A 22,654-nucleotide genomic window follows, 5' to 3' on the forward strand; every position below is an offset into this window, starting at 1 on the left:
GCTAATCTTGATTTTTATTGAGTAAGGATAAATGATATTAGATTTATATAATTAATCGGAGGGAATGACTAATGAGAATTGCAATTGGATGTGACCACATCGTAACAGATGAAAAAATGGCGGTTTCAGAATTTTTGAAATCAAAAGGATATGAAGTCATTGACTTTGGTACATATGACCACACACGTACTCACTACCCAATCTTTGGTAAAAAAGTTGGTGAAGCCGTTACAAGTGGTCAAGCTGATCTTGGGGTATGTATCTGTGGTACTGGTGTTGGTATCAACAACGCTGTAAACAAAGTCCCAGGAGTTCGTTCTGCCTTGGTTCGTGATATGACAACAGCTCTTTATGCAAAAGAACAATTGAATGCCAATGTTATTGGTTTTGGTGGTAAAATCACTGGTGAATTGCTTATGTGCGATATCATTGAAGCTTTCATCAAAGCTGAATACAAACCATCAGAAGAAAACAAAAAATTGATTGCGAAAATTGAGCACGTTGAAACTCACAATGCTCATCAAGCAGATGCAAACTTCTTTACAGAATTCCTTGAAAAATGGGATCGCGGTGAATACCACGACTAAGAGGTGACGCATGATTTTAACAGTCACAATGAATCCATCCATTGATATTTCTTATCCTTTGGATGAATTGAAAATTGACACTGTCAACCGTGTGGTGGACGTGACCAAGACAGCTGGTGGTAAAGGGCTCAATGTTACACGAGTTCTTTCAGAATTTGGTGATTCTGTTGCAGCTACTGGTTTGGTCGGTGGTAAACTTGGTGAGTTTTTAGTAGAGCATATCGATGATAAAGTAACGAAACGTTTCTTCTCCATTCAAGGAGAGACTCGTAACTGTATCGCTATTCTACACGGTGAAAACCAAACAGAAATCCTTGAAAAAGGTCCCGAAGTTCTGGAACAAGAAGGGCAAGATTTCTTGGCTCATTTCGAAAATCTTCTTGACGCTGTGGAAGTAGTTGCTATCTCTGGTAGTCTTCCAGCTGGCCTTCCAGTTGACTATTATGCAAGCTTAGTAGAACTTGCTAATCGCGCAGGAAAACCAGTTGTTCTGGATTGCTCAGGTGCTGCCCTTCAGGCAGTTCTTGAATCACCACACAAACCAACAGTAATCAAACCAAATAACGAAGAATTATCTCAGCTTCTTGGGAGAGAAGTTTCAGAAGATTTGGATGAATTAAAAGAAGTTCTTCAAGAGCCTCTATTTGCAGGGATTGAGTGGATAATTGTTTCACTTGGTGCAAATGGTGCTTTTGCAAAACATGGGGACACTTTCTACAAGGTAGATATTCCAAGAATTCAGGTAGTGAACCCTGTTGGATCTGGAGATTCTACTGTGGCAGGGATTTCCTCAGGACTTCTTCATAAGGAATCGGATGTAGAACTCCTCATCAAGGCCAATGTCCTTGGTATGCTCAATGCTCAAGAAAAAATGACAGGTCATGTCAATATGGCCAACTATCAGGCTCTATATGATCAATTAATAGTAAAAGAGGTATAAAATGGCTTTAACAGAACAAAAACGTGCACGCTTAGAAAAACTTTCAGATGAAAATGGTATTATCTCAGCTCTTGCCTTTGACCAACGTGGTGCTTTGAAACGCCTCATGGCTCAATATCAAACAGAAGAGCCAACAGTGGATCAAATGGAAGAACTCAAAGTCTTGGTTGCAGATGAATTGACAAAATACGCATCCTCTATGCTTCTAGACCCAGAGTATGGTCTTCCAGCTACAAAAGCGCTTGATGCCAATGCTGGTCTTCTCCTTGCTTATGAGAAAACGGGTTATGACACAACTAGCACTAAACGCTTGCCTGACTGCTTGGATGTTTGGTCTGCAAAACGCATTAAAGAACAAGGTGCGGATGCAGTCAAGTTCTTGCTTTACTATGACGTAGACAGCTCTGACGAACTCAACCAACAAAAACAAGCTTACATCGAACGCATCGGTTCAGAGTGTGTGGCAGAAGACATTCCATTCTTCCTTGAAATCCTCGCTTACGATGAAAAAATTGCTGACGCAGGTTCTGCAGAATACGCTAAAGTAAAACCACACAAGGTTATCGGTGCCATGAAAGTCTTCTCAGACCCACGCTTCAACATCGATGTCTTGAAAGTGGAAGTTCCAGTCAACGTCAAATACGTTGAAGGATTTGGCGATGGTGAAATCGTGCATACACGCGAAGAAGCGGCAGCTTTCTTCAAAGCACAAGACGAAGCTACTAACTTGCCATACATCTACTTGAGCGCAGGTGTATCAGCCAAACTCTTCCAAGAAACACTTGTCTTTGCTCACGAATCAGGCGCAAACTTCAACGGTGTTCTTTGCGGCCGTGCAACTTGGGCTGGATCAGTTGAAGCCTACATCAAAGACGGTGAAGCAGCAGCTCGTGAATGGCTACGCACAACTGGTTTTGAGAACATTGATGAACTCAACAAAGTTCTCCAAACCACAGCGACTTCATGGAAAGAACGTGTATAAGTTTTCCCCCCCTAATCTTAGGAACATTGATCTAAATAAAAATTTTAAAAAAAGTTATATGTAAAGGTTTACAAAAAAAACTGACTTGTGCTATACTTAAATCACAAGTTAATACAAGGTGAGTGTTACTAAGTAATATTAGGCATGATCACAGATGGATTAGAAATCAAAGGATTTTCTAGTTCATTTGTGGTCATTTTTTGTACTCATATACCTTTAAGAGATAAAAGGAGGTTGACATGTATCGAATTCTAAACCCAATGAATCACAACGTCTCGCTTGTCAGGAACGACAAAGGGGAAGAAGTGATTGTGATTGGTAAGGGGATTGCATTTGGAAAGAAGAAGGGGGATTTGATTGCTGAAGAACAAGTTGAGAAAATCTTTCGGATGAAGACAGAAGAGTCCAGAGAAAACTTTATGGCTCTGCTCAAAGGTGTTCCGCTTGATTTTATCACAGTGACCTACGAGATCATTGATAATCTTTCTAAGAAATATCACTATCCGATTCAAGAATATCTCTATGTGACCTTGACAGATCATATTTACTGTTCCTATCAAGCTCTAACACAAGGAAGGTACAAGGATAGCAATCTGCCAGATATTTCTGCCAAATATCCTGTCGCTTTTCAAATAGCAAAGGAAGCCTTTGAAATTTATCGTCAGAAGTTGACAGATCATTTCCCTGAGGATGAAATTATTCGGATCGCTTATCATTTCATCAATGCCGAAGGGGAGAACGAAGTTCAAGTGGTTGAGTCGATAGACAAGAGGAAAGAAATCCTCAGGAATGTTGAAGAAGTGCTAAAGAGTTACGCTATTCAACGAACCAAAGAGAATAACCATTTCTATGATCGCTTTATGATTCATCTCAACTATTTTTTGGATTATTTAGACCGTTCCAGAGATGATAATCAATCTCTTCTAGATATGGAAGACCATATCAAACAATCCTATCCAAAAGCTTTTGAAATTGGTTCCGAGATTTATGATGTGATTACACAACATACTGGTCTTGATTTGTATAAGAGTGAGCGAGTTTATCTAGTTCTACATATACAACGTTTACTGTCATAAGATTTATCAAACAATATATAAGGAGGATTCTATCATGAATAGAGAAGAAGTAACATTGCTAGGTTTTGAAATCGTAGCCTATGCTGGCGATGCTCGTTCAAAACTATTGGAAGCCTTGAAGGCTGCAGAAGCTGGCGATTTTGCGAAAGCAGATAGCTTAGTCGAGGAAGCTGGTGGCTGTATCGCCGAGGCTCATCACGCGCAAACAAGTCTATTGACCAAGGAGGCAGCTGGTGAGGACTTAGCTTATAGTGTAACCATGATGCATGGCCAAGACCACTTGATGACAACTATCTTGTTAAAAGATTTGATGCACCATTTAATCGAACTCTATAAGAGAGGAGTTAAGTAATGAACAAACTAATTTCATTTATCGAGAAAGGAAAACCTTTCTTTGAGAAATTATCTCGTAATATCTATCTTCGTGCTATTCGTGATGGTTTCATCGCTGGTATGCCCGTTATTCTCTTCTCAAGTATCTTTATCTTGATTGCCTTTGTTCCGAACTCATGGGGTTTTAAATGGTCTGACGATGTTGTTAATCTCCTCATGAAACCTTATAGTTATTCAATGGGGATTCTGGCTCTCTTGGTAGCTGGTACAACAGCTAAGTCATTGACGGACTCAGTTAATCGTAGCATGGAAAAAACCAACCAAATCAACTATATGTCAACACTGTTGGCAGCGATTGTTGGTTTGTTGATGTTGGCAGCTGATCCTATCGAAAATGGCCTAGCTACTGGATTCTTGGGGACAAAAGGTTTGCTTTCAGCCTTCCTTGCTGCCTTTGTTACTGTAGCCATCTATAAGGTTTGTGTTAAGAACAACGTCACTATTCGTATGCCTGACGAAGTTCCACCAAATATCTCACAAGTCTTTAAAGATGTGATTCCATTCACTCTATCAGTGGTTTCTCTTTATGCTCTTGATTTACTAGCTCGTCATTTTGTTGGTGCAAGCGTAGCTGAATCAATCGGTAAATTCTTTGCACCATTATTCTCTGCTGCTGATGGTTATCTAGGTATTACGATTATCTTTGGTGCCTTTGCCTTCTTCTGGTTTGTTGGTATCCATGGTCCTTCAATCGTCGAGCCAGCAATCGCAGCTATTACCTATGCAAATGCCGAAGTCAACTTGAACCTTCTCCAACAAGGTATGCACGCTGACAAGATTCTTACTTCTGGTACACAAATGTTTATCGTTACCATGGGTGGTACTGGTGCGACACTGGTTGTTCCATTCATGTTCATGTGGTTGACCAAATCGAAACGAAACCGTGCAATCGGACGTGCGTCAGTAGTACCAACCTTCTTCGGTGTGAACGAACCAATCCTGTTTGGTGCTCCGCTAGTCTTGAACCCAATCTTCTTTATTCCTTTCATCTTTGCTCCAATCGCAAACGTATGGATCTTTAAATTCTTCATTGAAACGCTCGGCATGAACTCATTTACTGCCAACCTTCCTTGGACAACACCAGGTCCGCTCGGTATTGTTCTCGGTACAAACTTCCAATTCTTGTCATTTGTACTTGCTGCTTTGTTAATCCTTGTTGACGTAGCCATTTACTATCCATTCCTCAAGGTTTATGATGAACAAATTCTTGAAGAAGAACGTTCTGGTAAAGCCAATGATGAATTAAAAGAAAAAGTAGCTGCAAACTTCAATACTGCCAAAGCAGATGCTATTCTTGAAAAAGCAGGTGTAGAAGCAGCGCAAAACACAATCACTGAAGAAACTAATGTTCTCGTTCTTTGTGCAGGCGGAGGAACAAGTGGCCTCCTTGCAAATGCTCTAAACAAGGCAGCTGCAGAGTACAAGGTTCCTGTTAAAGCAGCAGCTGGTGGCTATGGTGCTCACCGTGAAATGTTGCCTGAGTTTGATCTGGTTATCCTTGCTCCTCAAGTTGCTTCAAACTTTGAAGACATGAAGGCCGAAACTGACAAACTTGGTATCAAACTTGCTAAGACAGAAGGTGGCCAATACATTAAATTGACTCGCGATGGAAAAGGCGCTCTTGCCTTTGTTCAAGCGCAGTTCGAAGAATAAAATGTAAATAGCGAAGAAGTGAGATGGAGGAACTCCTCCCAACTATACCCCCATCTCATTTCTATTTCTTGAAAGGTGAATCAAATGACAAAAACACTTCCAAAAGACTTTATTTTTGGCGGAGCAACAGCAGCCTACCAAGCAGAAGGTGCTACACATACTGATGGTAAAGGGCCAGTCGCCTGGGACAAATACCTCAAAGATAACTACTGGTACACTGCTGAACCAGCCAGTGATTTCTATCACAAATACCCAGTTGACCTCAAACTTGCAGAAGAGTATGGTGTCAATGGTATCCGTATTTCAATCGCTTGGTCACGTATCTTTCCAACTGGTTATGGGAAGGTTAATGACAAGGGGGTTGAGTTCTATCATAATCTATTTGCAGAGTGCCACAAACGGCATGTTGAGCCCTTCGTGACTCTTCATCACTTTGACACGCCAGAAGCACTTCATTCAAACGGAGATTTCCTGAATAGAGAAAACATTAATCACTTTGTGGATTATGCAGCCTTCTGTTTTGAAGAATTTCCTGAAGTTAACTTTTGGACAACCTTTAATGAAATTGGGCCGATAGGAGATGGTCAGTATTTGGTTGGGAAATTCCCTCCAGGTATTCAGTACGACCTTGCCAAAGTCTTCCAATCTCATCACAATATGATGGTGTCGCATGCGCGTGCAGTAAAACTTTTCAAGGATAAGGGATATAAGGGTGAAATTGGTGTGGTTCATGCCCTGCCTACTAAGTATCCTCTGGATCCAGATAATCCAGCAGATGTTCGTGCAGCCGAGTTAGAAGATATCATTCACAATAAATTTATTTTGGATGCGACTTATCTAGGACGATATTCCGAAGAAACGATGGAAGGTGTCAACCATATCTTAGCAGTCAATGGTGGAAGTTTAGATCTGCGTAAAGAAGACTTCGCTGTGCTAGAAGCTGCAAAAGACCTGAATGACTTCCTTGGAATTAACTACTACATGAGTGATTGGATGCAAGCCTTTGATGGCGAAACAGAAATCATTCATAACGGTAAGGGTGAAAAAGGAAGCTCTAAGTATCAGATTAAGGGAGTTGGACGTCGAGTGGCGCCTGACTATGTCCCACGTACGGACTGGGACTGGATTATCTATCCTCAAGGTTTGTATGATCAAATCATGCGCGTGAAGAAAGATTACCCAAATTACAAGAAAATCTACATCACAGAGAATGGTCTCGGATACAAAGATGAGTTTGTGGATGGGACAGTCTACGATGATGGACGGATTGATTATGTTAAGAAACATATGGAAGTGATTGCAGATGCAATCTCTGATGGAGCCAATGTCAAAGGCTACTTTATCTGGTCTCTGATGGATGTCTTTTCTTGGTCAAATGGTTACGAAAAGCGTTACGGCCTCTTCTATGTTGATTTTGAGACCCAGGAGCGTTATCCAAAGAAATCGGCTCACTGGTACAAGAAACTAGCTGAGACACAGCTTATTGATTAAAATTCAACAAAAATTCCCTGCCAAAAGGCAGGGGAATTTTTATGGTTTTGATAAAAGAATGGTTGTTTGTTTCGACAGATCTTCAAATGTCTCCTGACTCAGTTTGGCATCTGAAACGATGGTATCAATCTCTGAGATATTGTAAAAAGTGTAAAAATCAAACTTATTAAACTTACTGTGGTCTGCCAGTAAGTATTTTTTATTGGCATTATTCAGGGCGATTCGTTGTACCTCGCCCTCTTCTTCACTGAAAGTAGCAATTGCCTTATCCTTAATACCATTACAGCTTACAAAAGCTTTAGAAAACTGAAGGTTGGTCAAATCCTGCAAGGTAAGTGTCCCTACAAAAGCACCAGTGATAGAGCGATAATTTCCGCCAATCAAGATCAAATCTGTTAATTTTCGTTCGTTTAGGATGAGAAAAACTGGAAGACTGTTTGTTACAACACGAATATTATCGATAGGAAGCTCACGAGCAAAACATTCTAAGGTTGTTCCTGGTCCGATAAAAATGGTTTCACCTTCGTCAATCAAATGACCTGCAAAACGGCTAATTTCTTGTTTTTCAGCAATCTGTAAGCCTTGTTTTTCAACGTTTGAGCGTTCGTTGTTTAAGAGAGAACCTGTACGAAGTTTTTCAGCGCCACCGTGCACACGAACCAGCAAATCCTTATCTGCCAATTCTTGTAAGTAGCGACGAGCTGTCATATCTGATACATCAAGACTCTCCATAATCTCTTTTACAGTAATAGTGCCTTTTGTGTTTACTGCTTCTAGAATACTATCTAGTTTTTCTTGCTTTAGCATCCTTATCACCTCGATTTCTACTATTATTATCTTACCATAAAACGCTCAATCAATCAAATATAAAAAAACAAAATAAAACAAAAACAAAAATACCATGGTTGTTTTAAACAAACCATGATATTTTGAATGATCGGCCAAATTAGTCTAAACCGTAGTTGTAATCCTCGTCTTGCATGGCTTCAACTTCACCAAGGAGGTAACCATTTCCGACTTGAGAGAAGAAGTCGTGGTTAGAAGTTCCTGTTGAAATACCGTTCATAACGATTGGGTTGACATCATCAGCTGAATCTGGGAAGAGTGGATCTTGTCCTAGGTTCATAAGGGCCTTATTGGCATTGTAGCGAAGGAAGGTTTTGACTTCTTCAGTCCAACCAACACCGTCATAGAGACTTTCAGTATAACCTTCTTCGTTCTCGTAGAGAGTGTAGAGCAGGTCGTACATCCATTCTTTAAGTTTTTCTTGCTCTTCTTCAGGCAATTCGTTAAAACCAAGTTGGAATTTGTAACCAATGTAGGTTCCGTGAACAGACTCATCACGGATGATCAGTTTGATGATTTCCGCAACGTTGGCCAATTTGTTGTTACCGAGATAGTAGAGGGGGGTGAAGAAACCAGAGTAGAAGAGGAAGGTTTCAAGGAAGACACTGGCAACTTTCTTTTCTAGTGGGCTACCATTGAGGTAGATTTCATTGATAATTTCTGCTTTTCTTTGTAGGTAGGGATTAGTGTTGGTCCATTCAAAGATTTCTTCAATTTCAGCCTTGGTATTCAAGGTTGAAAAGATAGAAGAGTAAGATTTTGCGTGAACAGATTCCATAAACTGGATGTTGTTGAAAACAGCTTCCTCATGCGGTGTACGGATGTCTGAGCGAAGCGCCTGAACTCCTGTTTCAGATTGCATGGTATCCAAAAGGGTCAAACCACCAAAGACTTTTCCTACTAAGTCTTTTTCTTTGTTTGATAGTTTTCTCCAGTCGTCTAGGTCATTTGACAAGGGGATACGCGTATCGAGCCAGAATTGCTCTGTCAGTTTTTCCCAAGTTGATTTGTCAATGACATCTTCGATGGCATTCCAGTTAATGGCTTTGTAGTAAGTTTCCATTTGAAATCTCTTTCTGTATGTAATAATGCGATTGTCAAATCATCTCTATTTTATCATAGTCTGAGAAGAGTATCGCACAAAAAGTCGGAAGCCCGACTTTTTAGTTTTTCATAGTATTTAAGATACTTATCAAGTTTTTTCTGGTGGGTAACTTAATCAGTAGTCTGAGAAAATGTGGTTGCCTCAGATAAAAATTAAATCACACAACTTTCACATTGGTTAGCACCGACTTCCCCACCGTCGTCTGTAAAGGTACGGACGTAGTAGATAGACTTGATACCCTTGTTAAAGGCATAGTTACGAAGGATTGACAAGTCACGTGTCGTTTGTTTGTTTTCTTTCTTCCATTCGTAAAGACCTTTTGGAATGTCGCTACGCATGAAGAGAGTGAGTGAAAGCCCTTGGTCCACGTGCTCAGTCGCAGCAGCGTAAACATCAATCACTTTACGCATATCCATGTCATAAGCAGAAGTGTAGTAAGGAATGGTATCTGTAGACAAGCCTGCAGCTGGATAGTAGATTTTACCGATTTTCTTCTCTTGGCGTTCTTCAATACGTTGCGTAATCGGGTGGATAGAAGCAGAAACGTCGTTGATGTAGCTGATAGAACCATTTGGAGCAACAGCTAGACGGTTTTGATGGTAAAGTCCATCTGCTTGAACCTTTTCGCGAAGTTCAGTCCAATCAGCAGCACTTGGGATAAAGACGTCTTTGAAGAGTTCTTTGACACGGTCTGATTTTGGAACAAACTCGCCTGTCACATACTTGTCAAAGTAGCTTCCGTTAGCATAGTCTGATTTTTCAAAGTTGTGGAAGGTGATACCACGTTCACGCGCGATGTTATTTGACTCCACCAAGGTCCAGTAGTTCATAAGCATAAAGTAGATGCTTGTAAATTCAACTGACTCGGGTGATCCATATTCGATGAGTTGTTGGGCAAGGTAACTATGAAGTCCCATGGCACCAAGACCAAAGGTGTGAGCCAAACTATTTCCGTGGTCGATAGTAGGAACAGCTACGATGTGCGAACTATCTGTAACGAAAGTAAGCGCACGTACCATGGCACGGATTGAACGACCAAAGTCAGGTGAGGTCATCATGTTGACCACGTTGGTTGAACCAAGGTTACATGAAACGTCCGTTCCCATTTGAAGGAATTCTTGAGCATCGTTGATCAAGCTTGGTTCTTGAACTTGAAGAATCTCAGAACACAAGTTGCTCATGATAATCTTGCCATCAACTGGATTCGCACGGTTAGCCGTATCAATGTTGACTACATAAGGATAGCCAGATTCTTGTTGCAATTTAGAGATTTCCGTTTCCAAATCACGCGCCTTGATTTTTGTCTTGCGGATATTTGGATTTGCGACTAATTCATCGTATTTTTCAGTGATGTCGATGTAGTTGAATGGTACACCATATTCAAGTTCTACAGAGTAAGGGCTGAAGAGGTACATTTCTTCATTTTTACGAGCCAATTCGTAGAATTTATCTGGTACCACTACACCAAGTGAAAGGGTCTTCACACGAACTTTTTCATCGGCATTTTCTTTCTTAGTTGAAAGGAAGGCGATGATATCTGGATGAAAGACGTTGAGGTAGACAACCCCAGCACCTTGACGTTGCCCGAGTTGGTTTGAGTAAGAGAAGCTGTCTTCAAAAAGCTTCATAACTGGTACGACACCAGAAGCAGCACCCTCATAACCTTTGATAGGAGCTCCGGCTTCACGAAGGTTGCTGAGGGAAATTCCCACACCACCACCGATACGTGAAAGTTGAAGAGCAGAGTTGATAGAACGTCCGATAGAGTTCATGTCATCCGTTACTTGAATCAAGAAACAAGATACCAACTCCCCACGACGAGCACGACCTGCGTTCAAAAAGGAAGGAGTAGCTGGTTGGTAGCGTTGGTGGATGATTTCATTGGCAATATCAATTGCAATCGCTTCATCCCCGTCAGCAAAATAAAGCGCGTTAAAGAAGACACGGTCTTCCATGCTTTCAAGATAGTATTCCCCGTCGTTAGTTTTCAAAGCATATTGATTGTAAAACTTATAGGCAGCCATGAATGACTTGAATTGGAAGTTTTGATCTTTGATAAACTGAGACAATTCTTCCAAAAACTCTGGGCGGTATTTCTTGATAAATGCTGTTTCGATGTAGTTGTGCTCAATGAGGTAGTTGATTTTATCAGTGATTGAATCAAAAACCATAGTGTTTGGAACTACATTTTCTTTAAAGAAGGCATCCAAGGCTTCTTTATCTTTATGAAGCATGATTTGTCCATTGACAGGACGGTTGATTTCGTTATTGAGACGGAAGTAGGTCACGTCCTCAAGATGTTTTAATCCCATAAAATTTTCCTTATCTAACCTGATTACAAAAGAAAGGCCTCTAAGTTAGCCCTAGAAGCAGTTTCTTCTGGATGATGCACTAAAGTTATGCTAATTGTTTTAGTTTTCCTGGTTGGAAACCTGAAAAGACTTCAGTTGGTGTTTGGATGACAGGAGCAGCGCTGAAACCGAGCTCTTTAACTTGGTCAATATACTCAGGTTGCTCGTCAAGATTAATCTCACGATAAGCCACATTGTTGCTGTCCAAGAAACGCTTGGTCATCTTACATTGGACACAGTTGTTTTTAGAATAAACGGTTACCATTTTCGTAACTCCTCTTTCAAAATAGATTACTTTCTTAGTATATCAGAAAAAAAAACTTTGTCAAACTTTTTAAACTAAATCTTGTGCTAAAAAGTTACGGTTTTGAAATCAAAACACAAGATATAGTGTTTTTGAAAACATAAATTTTGATTTCCGTTGAACTGTCAAACTTTCTCAAAATAAAAAAACTACATACTGTATATTGGCAATATAAATAGAAGATTTTCAGCAAGTTATCAGAAAGGAAATAGAAGAAAGTCCATAAAACACTTGAAAAATTATCTAGAAGGTGATATAATACAGTCTTGTAAGGGTTATCACATATAATCCAAAAAAGAAATAACTAAAGGAGAGTCAAACTATGGCTTCTAAAGATTTCCACGTAGTGGCAGAAACAGGTATTCACGCACGTCCAGCAACATTGTTGGTTCAAACAGCTAGCAAATTTGCTTCAGATATCACTCTTGAATACAAAGGTAAATCAGTAAACCTTAAATCTATCATGGGTGTTATGAGTCTTGGTGTTGGCCAAGGTGCTGACGTTACAATTTCAGCTGAAGGTGCAGATGCTGATGACGCAATCGCTGCTATCACTGAAACTATGGAAAAAGAAGGATTGGCATAAGGAAATGACAGAAATGCTTAAAGGAATCGCAGCATCAGACGGTGTTGCAGTTGCAAAAGCATATCTACTCGTTCAACCGGATTTGTCATTTGAGACTGTTACAGTCGAAGATACAAACGCAGAAGAAGCTCGCCTTGATGCCGCTCTAAAAGCATCACAAGACGAGCTTTCTGTTATTCGTGAGAAAGCAGTAGGTACGCTCGGTGAAGAAGCAGCTCAAGTTTTTGACGCTCACTTAATGGTTCTTGCTGACCCAGAAATGATCAGCCAAATCAAAGAAACAATCCGTGCTAAGAAAGTGAATGCAGAAGCAGGTCTGAAAGAAGTGACAGACATGTTTATCACTATCTTTGAAGGTATGGAAGACAACCCATACATGCAAGAACGTGCAGCGGATATCCGCGACGTGACAAAACGTGTATTGGCAAATCTTCTTGGTAAAAAATTGCCAAACCCAGCTTCTATCAATGAAGAAGTGATTGTGATTGCGCATGACTTGACTCCTTCAGATACAGCTCAATTGGACAAAAACTTTGTAAAAGCTTTTGTAACGAACATTGGTGGACGTACAAGCCACTCAGCTATTATGGCGCGTACACTTGAAATCGCGGCAGTATTGGGTACAAACAACATCACTGAAATTGTTAAAGATGGTGATATCCTTGCTGTTAACGGTATCACTGGTGAAGTGATTATCAACCCAACTGATGAGCAAGCGGCAGAATTCAAGGCTGCTGGTGAAGCTTATGCGAAGCAAAAAGCTGAATGGGCACTTTTGAAAGATGCTCAAACAGTGACTGCTGATGGTAAACACTTTGAATTGGCTGCTAATATCGGTACTCCAAAAGACGTTGAAGGTGTCAATGCCAACGGTGCCGAAGCTGTTGGTCTTTACCGTACAGAGTTCTTGTACATGGATTCTCAAGACTTCCCAACAGAAGACGAGCAGTATGAAGCTTACAAGGCTGTACTTGAAGGAATGAACGGTAAACCTGTTGTTGTTCGTACAATGGATATCGGTGGAGATAAGGAACTTCCTTACTTCGATATGCCTCACGAAATGAACCCATTCCTTGGATTCCGTGCCCTTCGTATCTCTATCTCTGAGACTGGAGATGCTATGTTCCGTACACAAATCCGTGCTCTTCTTCGTGCGTCTGTTCACGGTCAATTGCGTATCATGTTCCCAATGGTTGCGCTTTTGAAAGAATTCCGTGCAGCTAAAGCAGTCTTTGACGAAGAAAAAGCAAATCTTCTTGCTGAAGGTGTTGCAGTTGCGGATGATATCCAAGTTGGTATTATGATTGAGATCCCTGCAGCAGCCATGCTTGCAGACCAATTTGCAAAAGAAGTTGACTTCTTCTCAATTGGTACAAACGACTTGATCCAATACACAATGGCAGCAGACCGTATGAACGAACAAGTTTCATACCTTTACCAACCATACAACCCATCAATCCTACGCTTGATCAACAATGTGATCAAGGCAGCTCACGCTGAAGGTAAATGGGCTGGTATGTGTGGTGAGATGGCTGGTGACCAAAAAGCTGTTCCACTTCTTGTCGGAATGGGCTTGGATGAGTTCTCTATGTCAGCAACATCAGTCCTTCGTACACGTAGTTTGATGAAGAAATTAGATACTGCTAAGATGGAAGAGTACGCTAACCGTGCCCTTACAGAATGCTCAACAATGGAAGAAGTTCTTGAACTTCAAAAAGAATACGTTAATTTTGATTAATCGAAAAGTCCTTGCAATTCAGTTGCAGGGATTTTTTGATTTTTTAAGTTGGGGAAATGAGAGTTAGACTTCATAGCTCGTATCTGAAACAATTATTAAAAAGTAAAAAAATAGTAAAAATACTTAACTGGTTCATAAAATGCTTGACAAGGCGAAAATTTTGGAGTAAACTGTTAACCAGTTAAGTAATAGAGAGGAGTTTCTGCTATTTAGAAATGAATTGCAACTAGAAATAACAAAAAGAAAGAGAGTTTCGATGAAAATTAATAAGAAATACCTTGCTGGTTCTGCGGCAGCTTTGATTTTAAGTGTTTGTTCTTACGAATTGGGACTGTATCAAGCAAGAACGGTTAAGGAAAATAATCGTGTTTCCTATATAGATGGAAAACAAGCGACGCAGAAAACGGAGAATTTGACTCCTGATGAGGTTAGTAAACGTGAAGGGATCAATGCAGAGCAAATCGTCATCAAGATAACAGACCAGGGATATGTCACTTCACACGGCGACCACTATCATTATTACAATGGTAAGGTTCCTTATGACGCTATCATCAGTGAAGAGTTGCTGATGAAGGATCCAAACTATACACTAAAAGACGAAGATATTGTCAGTGAAATCAAGGGTGGTTATGTCATCAAGGTAGATGGGAAATACTATGTCTACCTTAAGGATGCAGCCCATGCGGATAATGTCCGTACAAAAGAAGAAATCAATCGACAAAAACAAGAGCATAGTCAGCATCGTGAAGGAGGAACTTCAGCAAATGATGGTGTGGTAGCCTTGGCACGTTCACAAGGACGCTACACCACAGATGATGGTTACATCTTTAATGCCTCTGATATCATTGAAGATACTGGTGATGCTTATATCGTTCCTCATGGCGACCATTACCATTACATTCTCAAGAGCGAGTTATCAGCCAGCGAATTGGCTGCAGCAGAAGCCTTTCTATCTGGTAGAAGTGGCCAATCAAATACGCCTACTTATCGCCGTACCAATAACAACAGTGCTAGTTACGATGTAGATAGATGGACTCCATCCTATAATAATCAAGGCAACAGCTATACGAACACGAACACAGCTAACAACAGTAGCGACGATAACCAAGCAAGTCAGAGTGATGAGGATATTGATAGCCTTCTGAAACAACTTTACGCCTTGCCGCTCAGCCAACGACACGTAGAATCTGATGGTCTTGTCTTCGACCCAGCACAGATTACAAGTCGAACAGCTAGAGGAGTTGCTGTGCCTCATGGGAACCATTACCATTTCATCCCTTATTCACAGATGTCTGAATTGGAAGAACGAATCGCTCGTATTATTCCTCTACAGTACAGTTCGAACCATAGGGTGCCGGATTCAAGACCAGAACAACCAAGTCCACAACCGACTCCGGAACCTAGTCCAAGCCCGCAACCTGCACCAACTCCTCAACCAACTCCAAGCAATCCAATTGACGAAAAATTAGTTAAACAGGCTATTCGAAAAGTAGCTGACGGCTATGTCTTTGAGGAGAATGGAACCTCACGTTATATTCCTGCCAAGAAGCTTTCAGCAGAAACAGCAGCAGCAATTGATAGTAAACTAGCCAAGCAAGAAAGTTTGTCTCATAAACTCGGAGCTAAGAAAACCAATCTCCCATCTGATGATCGAGGATTTTACAATAAGGCTTATGATTTACTAGCAAGAATTCATCAGGACTTACTTGATAATAAAGGGCGCCAAGCTGATTTTGACGCTTTGGATAAACTGTTGGAACGTTTAAATGATGAAAGCAGTGATAAAGTCAAGTTGGTGGATGATATCTTGGCCTTTCTAGCACCGATTCGTCATCCAGAACGTTTAGGAAAACCAAATGCGCAAATTGCCTACACTGATGATGAGATTCAGGTAGCCAAGTTGGCAGGCAAGTATACAACAGAAGATGGCTATATCTTTGATCCTCGTGATATCACCAGTGATGAGGGGGATGCCTATGTAGCTCCACATATGACCCATAGTCATTGGATTAAGAAAGATAGTTTGTCTGAAGCCGAAAGAGCGGCAGCCCAGGCTTATGCTAAAGAGAAAGGTTTGACTCCTCCTTCAACAGACCATCAGAATCCAGGAAATACGGAGGCTAAAGGAGCAGAAGCTATCTACAACCGCGTGAAAGCAGCTAAGAAGGTGCCGCTTGATCGTATGCCTTACAATCTCCAACATACCGTGGAAGTTAAAAACGGTAGTTTAATCATTCCTCATTATGATCATTACCATAACATAAAATTTGAGTGGTTTGACGAAGGACTTTATGAGGCACCTAAGGGGTATAGTCTAGAAGATCTCTTTGCGACTGTCAAGTACTATGTCGAACATCCAAACGAACGTCCGCATTCAGATAGTGGTTGGGGCAATGCAAGTGACCATGTTCAAAGAAACCAAAATGGTCAAGCTGATACCAATCAAACGGAAAAACCATCAGAGGAGAAACCTCGTACAGAAAAACCTGAGGAAGAAAAACCTCGCGAAGAGAAACCTCAAAGTGAGAAACCAGAATCTCCAAAACCAACTGAGGAGCCGGAAGAAGAGTCACCAGAGGAACCAGAAGAACCTCAGGTCGAGACTGAAAAGGTTGAAGCGAAGTTGAGAGAGGCTGAAGAGCTACTTGCAAAGATCCAAGACCCCATTATCAAGTCCAATGCCAAAGAAACTCTCACTGGCTTAAAAAATAACCTGCTATTTGGCTCCCAGGACAACAATACTATTATGGCAGAAGCTGAAAAATTATTGGCTTTGTTAAGGGAGAGTAAGTAGTTGTAACAACATTTTCTAACTCCTAAAAACAGGATAGGAGAACTAGAAAAGTTAAAATCGAAAATGAGAACAGAATGTAAGTTCTAGTTCTCATTTTTTTCATGAAAATATGTAAAATATCTTGACATATAGTGTAAATAAAGATAAACTATTTACTAGTTAATTAAATGGTTAAATACTAGTTAAGGAGTAATGATGAAAAAAAGAACGATCCTATTCTTGATGGCCAGTTTATTGGCTCTTGTCTTAGGAGCATGTGGTCAAAAAGAAAAACAAGAAGCAAAAGGGATGAAGATTGTCACAAGTTTTTACCCTATCTACGCCATGGTAAAAGAGGTATCAGGGGACTTGAATGATGTACGGATGATTCAGTCAAGTAGTGGGATTCACTCCTTTGAACCGTCAGCTAATGACATTGCTGCTATTTATAACGCTGATGTCTTTATCTACCACTCGCATACACTGGAGTCTTGGGCGGGAAGTCTAGACCCTAACTTGAAAAAATCAAAAGTAAAAGTTTTAGAAGCTTCTGAAGGAATGGCCTTGGACCGTGTACCAGGTTTGGAAGATGTAGAAGCTGGTGATGGGATTGATGAAAAAACACTTTACGACCCGCACACTTGGTTAGATCCTGAAAAAGCAGGTGAAGAAGCGCAGATTATTGCGAATAAACTTTCGGAGCTTGATAGTGCCAATAAGGAAACTTATCAAAAGAATGCCAAAAACTTTATCGCTAAAGCTCAAGAATTAAGCAAGAAATACCAGACTATTTTTGAAAAAGCGAGTCAAAAGACTTTTGTTACGCAACACACAGCCTTTTCTTACCTGGCTAAACGTTTTGGATTGAAACAACTTGGAATTGCTGGTATCTCTCCTGAACAAGAGCCGAGTCCAAGACAGTTGACAGAAATCCAAGAATTTGTCAAAACCTATAAGGTCAAAACCATCTTTACCGAGAGCAATGCTTCTTCTAAAGTCGCTGAGACCTTGGTCAAATCAACAGGAGTTAGTCTGAAAACACTGAATCCTTTGGAAGCAGACCCCGAAAATGACAAAACTTACCTAGAAAATCTAGAAGAAAATATAAATGTTCTTGCAGAAGAATTGAAATGAGGAGATTATGAAAATTAAGAAAAAGTATCTTGCGGCGGGATCGGCTTTAGTCCTTTCCCTAAGTCTTTGCATCTATGCACTGAACCAACACCAGATAGAAGACAAAAAAGATACAAATCGTGTATCTTATGTTGAGGGTAAACAAGACTCTCAAAAAACAGAGACTCAGACACCGGATCAGGTTAGCCAGAAAGAAGGAATTCTGGCTGAGCAAATTGTAATAAAAATTACAGATCAGGGCTATGTGACGTCACATGGTGATCACTATCATTACTATAACGGGAAAGTTCCTTATGATGCCCTCTTTAGTGAAGAACTCTTGATGAAGGATCCAAACTACCAACTTAAGGATGGAGATATCGTCAATGAAGTCAAGGGTGGTTATATCATCAAGGTAGATGGAAAATATTATGTCTACCTGAAAGATGCAGCTCATGCCGATAATGTTCGAACTAAGGATGAAATCAACCGTCAAAAACAAGAACACGGTAAAGAAGATAAAGGGACTAGTGCAGAAGTATCAGTAGCTAAATTACAGGGGCGTTATACTACTGATGACGGTTATGTCTTTAACGCTTCAGATATCATTAAAGACACAGGTGATGGTTATATAGTACCACATGGTGGTCACTATCATTTCATTCCTAAGAGTGACTTGTCGGCAGGTGAATTAGCGGCCGCAAAAGCATATTTATCAGGGAATACTACAGCTCTCAGTCAACCTTTGTCAGTGACACCGAATAATGGTGTTACCGCAGCAGATGATGGTTATGTCTTTAACCCTAATGATATTGTCAGAGATACAGGTGATGCTTATATAGTAAGACATGGGGACCACTATCATTATATTCCTAAGTCATCTCTAAACAATCCTACATCACAATCTGATACGGTAGAGTTAGGAAATCCTTCTAATACTGGATCAAGTAATGAGACCTCACATGCCTACCATGAGGAAGAAGATGGTCATGGTTTTGATGCCAATCGAATTATAAGTGAAGATTCAGAAGGTTTTGTCATGCCCCATGGCGACCACCATCATTACTTCTTTAAGAAGGATTTGACACCAGAACAAATCAAGGCAGCTCAAGATCATTTGAGAGGTAAAACGCCAGTAACACCAAGTCCAGCACATGATGACGATGATGATCATGATGAAGATGCCCATGGTCATCACCATGAAGAACATGGTCATGGTTTTGATGCAAATCGAATTATCAGTGAAGATGCGGTAGGCTTTGTCATGTCACATGGTAACCACAATCATTACTTCTTTAAGAAGGATTTGACACCAGAACAAATCAAGGCGGCTCAAGATCATTTGAGAGGTAAAACGCCAGTAACACCAAGTCCAGCACATGATGACGATGATGATCATGATGAAGATGCCCATGGTCATCACCATGAAGAACATGGTCATGATTTTGATGCCAATCGTGTTATTAGTGAGGATGAGCAAGGTTTTGTCATGAGTCACGGTGACCACAATCATTACTTCTTCAAGAAGGACTTGACAGCAGAGCAAATTAAGGCCGCGCAAGACCATTTGAAAAACCATCATGATGCTGAACCTGTAAAACCTCTTGCTAAAACGGTAGAGTCTTTCTCAAGAGATGCTAGCGATGAAGAAAAGATTGCTTATATTTCTAAGACCTATGGAGTTCCACTTGAAGCTATTAGAATTTCAAACGGATTCTTTGTCTTTGGAAATCCAGACCAAGCCTATGATCCGACTCATATCCATCCATATGCTGTTCGTAAAGAACACGTTCGGATTCCTCTTCAAACTGGAAATCCAGAACTTGATTTCCTAAATGAACTTTATACAACTGCTTTGCGAGATGGTGTGTCTCCTTATAGCTTGCAGGTAGAAAATGGTAGTTTTGTGATTCCTCATGGCGACCACAATCACTACATCAAGGTTCAAACTAAGGGATATGAAGTGGCTCTGAAAAACAAGATTCCAGCCCTCCAATCTAACTACCAACCTGGAGCTTTTGATGAGAAGGCAGTCTTGGCGAAAGTAGATCAACTTCTAGCTGATAGCAGAAGTATCTACAAAGACAAGCCTATCGAACAAATACAGATTGAGTTAGCTTTAGGTCAGTTTACTGAAAACATGAAGAAGCTGGCAACTAACTCTACTGCAGGTTATCTTGCAACACTGGATCTCTTTGATAAGCAATATATCCATATTGATGAAAGTGTTAAACCTGTTGAAACAAGCGCTCTAGATAAGAAATACCAAGCCTTGATTGATAAAATCAATACACTGGATACAGACTCTTATGGCCTTCCTAAGAAAGACCTTCTCGTTCGACTTCAAGAAGCAAAATTGGCTAAAGATGAGGCTGCTTTAGTAGCGGTTGAATCACAACTTCAAGCTCTTCAAGACTTTAATGATCGAACAGGTGTTACAACAGTGGAATACATCAAGTATTTCTATGAACACGTAAATGACGGTCGTTTGAGTGATGAACTTCGAAACAAAGTAGCTCAGTTGACTTGGACCTTGTATCAATCTCAATCCTTCCTAAAGGCAGCGGAATTGAACAAATTATTCCCAAGCATCTATCAAGCAAAACAAGAAGTGGAAGAAGCTTTGAAAGCTCAGCCAACTACTGCTAAATCAACGAAAACAGTTCTAGATACTGAAAAAGTTGATAATCAAACTGCCAAGACAGCTATTTATGGCTTCTTGAAAGAATTGTACGGAGACTTTATGCCTGAAGAACATGTCAATCATGTTAGCAAGGAAGAAGTAGAAAGTCTTTTGAGCAAGGCAAATCAACTCTTGAAACAAATCCAAGAAGAAGGAATCAGACAATCCTTGGCAGAAGAAGTAGAAAATCTCAAAGCTGCCACAAACAAGACTGATGCAGACTTAGATGAAGTAAACAGTCAGGTAAAAGATGTCTTGACTCGTATCGCTAGCGCTCTTCAACAAGAAAAGGAAAATGCTGAGCAAGATCCTCAGACACTTGTACTCTATCAAAAACTCTACGATATTCTTATGTCACTTCACTCTTATTTAGAAAACAATAAGGGTTCTGATGAGGACTTTGATAAGGTGGATGCTCTACTAGATCAACTTTCTGCTAAGAGTAAAGATAAAGCTGCTTTACTTGAATTGACAAAAGCTATTCTGGTCTTGAATCAAGAAATCAAGTCAAAAGCTAACGCAAGTGAAGAAGCAACTCCAACAACAAAAGCTGAATCGAATGCTAATAGCACAAGTGCAGAGAATCAACCAATTGCAGGTACAGCAGCCGAAGCACCAGTGGCATCTGAATCTAACAGTTATACTGCAAGCGACGAAAGCAAACCAGGCAACACAAGAGATTCTAAACCTGCTGTATCAACTTCAGAAAAGGAAACAAACGAATCTGTAACAAGTACTGGAAATCAAGAAAAACCAGCTCAATAAATAAAGAGGCGAAGTAGCAAAGCTACCTCGTCCTTTTTAGTCTTTATAAGATACAATTCCAATGATAGTATCTACTGCACGCTCCATGGTTTGAAGACTCACGTATTCAAAACGTCCATGCATGTTTTCACCACCCGCAAAGATATTTGGAGTCGGGATTCCCATAAAGGAAATCTTAGAGCCATCTGTTCCACCACGAATCGGTTCAATGATTGGCGTGATTCCAAGATCTTCCATAACGGCTTTAGCAATGGTAACGGGTGTCATGTCTTTCTCGATGACTTCTTTCATATTGTAGTACTGGTCAGTCAAGTTTAAGGTAACACGATTACTACCAAGCTCTTGATTCATCTTATCAGCAATATCCTGCATAGCTTCCTTACGAGCTTCAAAGGAATCCTTTTCAAAGTCGCGAATGATATAGCTTGCACGCGCCTCCTCGACACTACCTGACACATCCATGAGATGATAGAAACCTTGATAACCACCTGTCAATTCTGGCCGGTCATTCTCAGGAAGTTGATTATGAAAATCAATCGCCAGCTGAAGGGCATTGACCATCTGTCCTTTGGCAGTACCAGGGTGGACATTACGTCCTTGGAAATGGAGTTCAGCAGCAGCTGCTGAGAAAGTCTCGTATTGAAGCTCACCTAGCGGACCACCATCAACAGTATAAGCAAAGTCAACATCAAAGTCTTCAGCATCAAACTTGTTAGCTCCAACACCGATTTCTTCATCGGGGCCAAAACCGACACGAATTTCACAATGCTTGATTTCTGGGTGAGAAGACAGATACTCGATGGCTGTCATAATCTCAGCAATACCTGATTTGTCATCAGCGCCCAGCAAGGTCGTGCCGTCAGTTGTGATAAGTGTTTGACCTAGATATTTTTCAAGACTCTTGAAGTCAGCAGGATCTAGTTTAAAACCAGAAGTACCTAAGTCGATAACTCCACCATCATAGTTTTCGATAACTTGCGGATTAACTCCCTCAGCATTAAAGTCAGCTGTGTCCATGTGGGAGATGAAGCCAATCTTGCGTGTCAAGCTTGGATCGTTTGCTGGTAAGGTCCCAATAGCAAAACCATTTGGAAGGTAGTAAACATTTTGCAGACCGACACGTTTCATTTCGGGAATAAGAACGTTGATCGCAAAATCTACCTGGCTTTGCGTACTTGGAGTAGTAGTAGAGTGTTCATCAGAACGCGTATTGACCTTAACGTAGGTCAAAAATCGCTCTAAAAGGTTCGGATAAGTCATAAAAACTC

The 22,654-nt window shown here is 40.5% G+C and carries 17 protein-coding genes; 12 read left to right on the forward strand and 5 right to left on the reverse strand.

Going from position 1 to position 22,654, the window contains the following annotated elements; translation table 11 throughout:
• The first annotated feature begins 71 nt into the window (after window positions 1-71).
• The 7 genes from lacB (at window position 72) to lacG (ending at window position 7,122) form a co-directional block, all read left to right on the forward strand.
• Window positions 72-587 (forward strand): galactose-6-phosphate isomerase subunit LacB, encoded by a 516-nt coding sequence (lacB, locus tag I2H52_RS02465; protein ID WP_001216920.1) that lies wholly within the window; start codon window positions 72-74, stop codon window positions 585-587.
• 10 nt (window positions 588-597) lie between these two features.
• Complete coding sequence (locus I2H52_RS02470) at window positions 598-1,527, forward strand: tagatose-6-phosphate kinase (RefSeq protein ID WP_195594031.1); 930 nt, start codon at window positions 598-600, stop codon at window positions 1,525-1,527.
• A gap of 1 nt (window position 1,528) precedes the next feature.
• On the forward strand, window positions 1,529-2,509 hold the full coding sequence (gene lacD / locus I2H52_RS02475; protein WP_195594033.1) for a tagatose-bisphosphate aldolase: 981 nt from the start codon (window positions 1,529-1,531) through the stop codon (window positions 2,507-2,509).
• A gap of 239 nt (window positions 2,510-2,748) precedes the next feature.
• Window positions 2,749-3,585, forward strand: coding sequence for a PRD domain-containing protein (locus I2H52_RS02480; protein ID WP_195594035.1), 837 nt, complete (start codon window positions 2,749-2,751; stop codon window positions 3,583-3,585).
• A gap of 34 nt (window positions 3,586-3,619) precedes the next feature.
• Window positions 3,620-3,937, forward strand: a complete 318-nt coding sequence (locus tag I2H52_RS02485; protein ID WP_001078319.1) for a PTS lactose/cellobiose transporter subunit IIA — start codon at window positions 3,620-3,622, stop codon at window positions 3,935-3,937.
• Entirely contained in the window at window positions 3,937-5,631 is a 1,695-nt protein-coding gene (locus I2H52_RS02490) for a lactose-specific PTS transporter subunit EIIC (RefSeq protein ID WP_070567861.1), read from the forward strand. Before I2H52_RS02485 ends, I2H52_RS02490 begins: the two co-directional genes overlap by 1 nt.
• Before the next feature lie 84 nt (window positions 5,632-5,715).
• On the forward strand, window positions 5,716-7,122 hold the full coding sequence (gene lacG / locus I2H52_RS02495) for a 6-phospho-beta-galactosidase (RefSeq protein ID WP_195594038.1): 1,407 nt from the start codon (window positions 5,716-5,718) through the stop codon (window positions 7,120-7,122).
• Window positions 7,123-7,161: 39 nt separating this feature from the next.
• Here the strand turns inward: lacG and I2H52_RS02500 are convergent, their stop codons facing one another.
• From I2H52_RS02500 to nrdH, 4 genes are all read right to left on the reverse strand, one after another.
• Window positions 7,162-7,929: a DeoR/GlpR family DNA-binding transcription regulator gene (locus I2H52_RS02500; RefSeq protein ID WP_000917584.1), complete on the reverse strand. Its 768-nt coding sequence runs from the start codon at window positions 7,927-7,929 to the stop codon at window positions 7,162-7,164.
• 139 nt (window positions 7,930-8,068) lie between these two features.
• Window positions 8,069-9,031 (reverse strand): class 1b ribonucleoside-diphosphate reductase subunit beta, encoded by a 963-nt coding sequence (nrdF, locus tag I2H52_RS02505; RefSeq protein ID WP_000451378.1) that lies wholly within the window; start codon window positions 9,029-9,031, stop codon window positions 8,069-8,071.
• 194 nt (window positions 9,032-9,225) lie between these two features.
• Entirely contained in the window at window positions 9,226-11,385 is a 2,160-nt protein-coding gene (gene nrdE, locus I2H52_RS02510; protein WP_195594040.1) for a class 1b ribonucleoside-diphosphate reductase subunit alpha, read from the reverse strand.
• An 85-nt stretch (window positions 11,386-11,470) separates the two neighbouring features.
• Entirely contained in the window at window positions 11,471-11,689 is a 219-nt protein-coding gene (gene nrdH, locus I2H52_RS02515; RefSeq protein WP_000259240.1) for a glutaredoxin-like protein NrdH, read from the reverse strand.
• Window positions 11,690-12,050: 361 nt separating this feature from the next.
• Here nrdH and I2H52_RS02520 point away from each other — a divergent pair, with 361 nt between their 5' ends.
• The 5 genes from I2H52_RS02520 (at window position 12,051) to I2H52_RS02540 (ending at window position 21,386) form a co-directional block, all read left to right on the forward strand.
• Complete coding sequence (locus tag I2H52_RS02520) at window positions 12,051-12,314, forward strand: phosphocarrier protein HPr (RefSeq protein WP_000146948.1); 264 nt, start codon at window positions 12,051-12,053, stop codon at window positions 12,312-12,314.
• Between the two features lie 4 nt (window positions 12,315-12,318).
• Entirely contained in the window at window positions 12,319-14,052 is a 1,734-nt protein-coding gene (gene ptsP / locus I2H52_RS02525; RefSeq protein ID WP_195594043.1) for a phosphoenolpyruvate--protein phosphotransferase, read from the forward strand.
• Window positions 14,053-14,308: 256 nt separating this feature from the next.
• Complete coding sequence (locus tag I2H52_RS02530; protein WP_195594046.1) at window positions 14,309-16,846, forward strand: pneumococcal-type histidine triad protein; 2,538 nt, start codon at window positions 14,309-14,311, stop codon at window positions 16,844-16,846.
• 195 nt (window positions 16,847-17,041) lie between these two features.
• The gene (locus I2H52_RS02535; RefSeq protein WP_195594049.1) at window positions 17,042-17,959 is read left to right on the forward strand and encodes a metal ABC transporter solute-binding protein, Zn/Mn family; all 918 of its coding nucleotides are present in this window, start codon (window positions 17,042-17,044) and stop codon (window positions 17,957-17,959) included.
• A gap of 7 nt (window positions 17,960-17,966) precedes the next feature.
• Window positions 17,967-21,386 (forward strand): pneumococcal-type histidine triad protein, encoded by a 3,420-nt coding sequence (locus I2H52_RS02540; RefSeq protein WP_195594052.1) that lies wholly within the window; start codon window positions 17,967-17,969, stop codon window positions 21,384-21,386.
• A 36-nt stretch (window positions 21,387-21,422) separates the two neighbouring features.
• Here I2H52_RS02540 and pepT read toward each other — a convergent pair whose 3' ends face one another.
• The gene (pepT, locus tag I2H52_RS02545) at window positions 21,423-22,646 is read right to left on the reverse strand and encodes a peptidase T (protein WP_045617064.1); all 1,224 of its coding nucleotides are present in this window, start codon (window positions 22,644-22,646) and stop codon (window positions 21,423-21,425) included.
• Window positions 22,647-22,654: the final 8 nt, after the last annotated feature.

The organism is Streptococcus oralis (genome assembly GCF_015561235.1).
GTDB classification, from domain to species: Bacteria; Bacillota; Bacilli; order Lactobacillales; family Streptococcaceae; genus Streptococcus; species Streptococcus oralis_BK.

Excerpts from the sequence above, each read along its gene's own strand:
- lacB (WP_001216920.1), top strand. The coding sequence starts at position 72 with ATGAGAATTGCAATTGGATGTGACCACATCGTAACAGATGAAAAAATG.
- I2H52_RS02470 (WP_195594031.1), top strand. The coding sequence starts at position 598 with ATGATTTTAACAGTCACAATGAATCCATCCATTGATATTTCTTATCCT.
- lacD (WP_195594033.1), top strand. The coding sequence starts at position 1,529 with ATGGCTTTAACAGAACAAAAACGTGCACGCTTAGAAAAACTTTCAGAT.
- I2H52_RS02480 (WP_195594035.1), top strand. The coding sequence starts at position 2,749 with ATGTATCGAATTCTAAACCCAATGAATCACAACGTCTCGCTTGTCAGG.
- I2H52_RS02485 (WP_001078319.1), top strand. The coding sequence starts at position 3,620 with ATGAATAGAGAAGAAGTAACATTGCTAGGTTTTGAAATCGTAGCCTAT.
- I2H52_RS02490 (WP_070567861.1), top strand. The coding sequence starts at position 3,937 with ATGAACAAACTAATTTCATTTATCGAGAAAGGAAAACCTTTCTTTGAG.
- lacG (WP_195594038.1), top strand. The coding sequence starts at position 5,716 with ATGACAAAAACACTTCCAAAAGACTTTATTTTTGGCGGAGCAACAGCA.
- I2H52_RS02500 (WP_000917584.1), bottom strand. The coding sequence starts at position 7,929 with ATGCTAAAGCAAGAAAAACTAGATAGTATTCTAGAAGCAGTAAACACA.
- nrdF (WP_000451378.1), bottom strand. The coding sequence starts at position 9,031 with ATGGAAACTTACTACAAAGCCATTAACTGGAATGCCATCGAAGATGTC.
- nrdE (WP_195594040.1), bottom strand. The coding sequence starts at position 11,385 with ATGGGATTAAAACATCTTGAGGACGTGACCTACTTCCGTCTCAATAAC.
- nrdH (WP_000259240.1), bottom strand. The coding sequence starts at position 11,689 with ATGGTAACCGTTTATTCTAAAAACAACTGTGTCCAATGTAAGATGACC.
- I2H52_RS02520 (WP_000146948.1), top strand. The coding sequence starts at position 12,051 with ATGGCTTCTAAAGATTTCCACGTAGTGGCAGAAACAGGTATTCACGCA.
- ptsP (WP_195594043.1), top strand. The coding sequence starts at position 12,319 with ATGACAGAAATGCTTAAAGGAATCGCAGCATCAGACGGTGTTGCAGTT.
- I2H52_RS02530 (WP_195594046.1), top strand. The coding sequence starts at position 14,309 with ATGAAAATTAATAAGAAATACCTTGCTGGTTCTGCGGCAGCTTTGATT.
- I2H52_RS02535 (WP_195594049.1), top strand. The coding sequence starts at position 17,042 with ATGAAAAAAAGAACGATCCTATTCTTGATGGCCAGTTTATTGGCTCTT.
- I2H52_RS02540 (WP_195594052.1), top strand. The coding sequence starts at position 17,967 with ATGAAAATTAAGAAAAAGTATCTTGCGGCGGGATCGGCTTTAGTCCTT.
- pepT (WP_045617064.1), bottom strand. The coding sequence starts at position 22,646 with ATGACTTATCCGAACCTTTTAGAGCGATTTTTGACCTACGTTAAGGTC.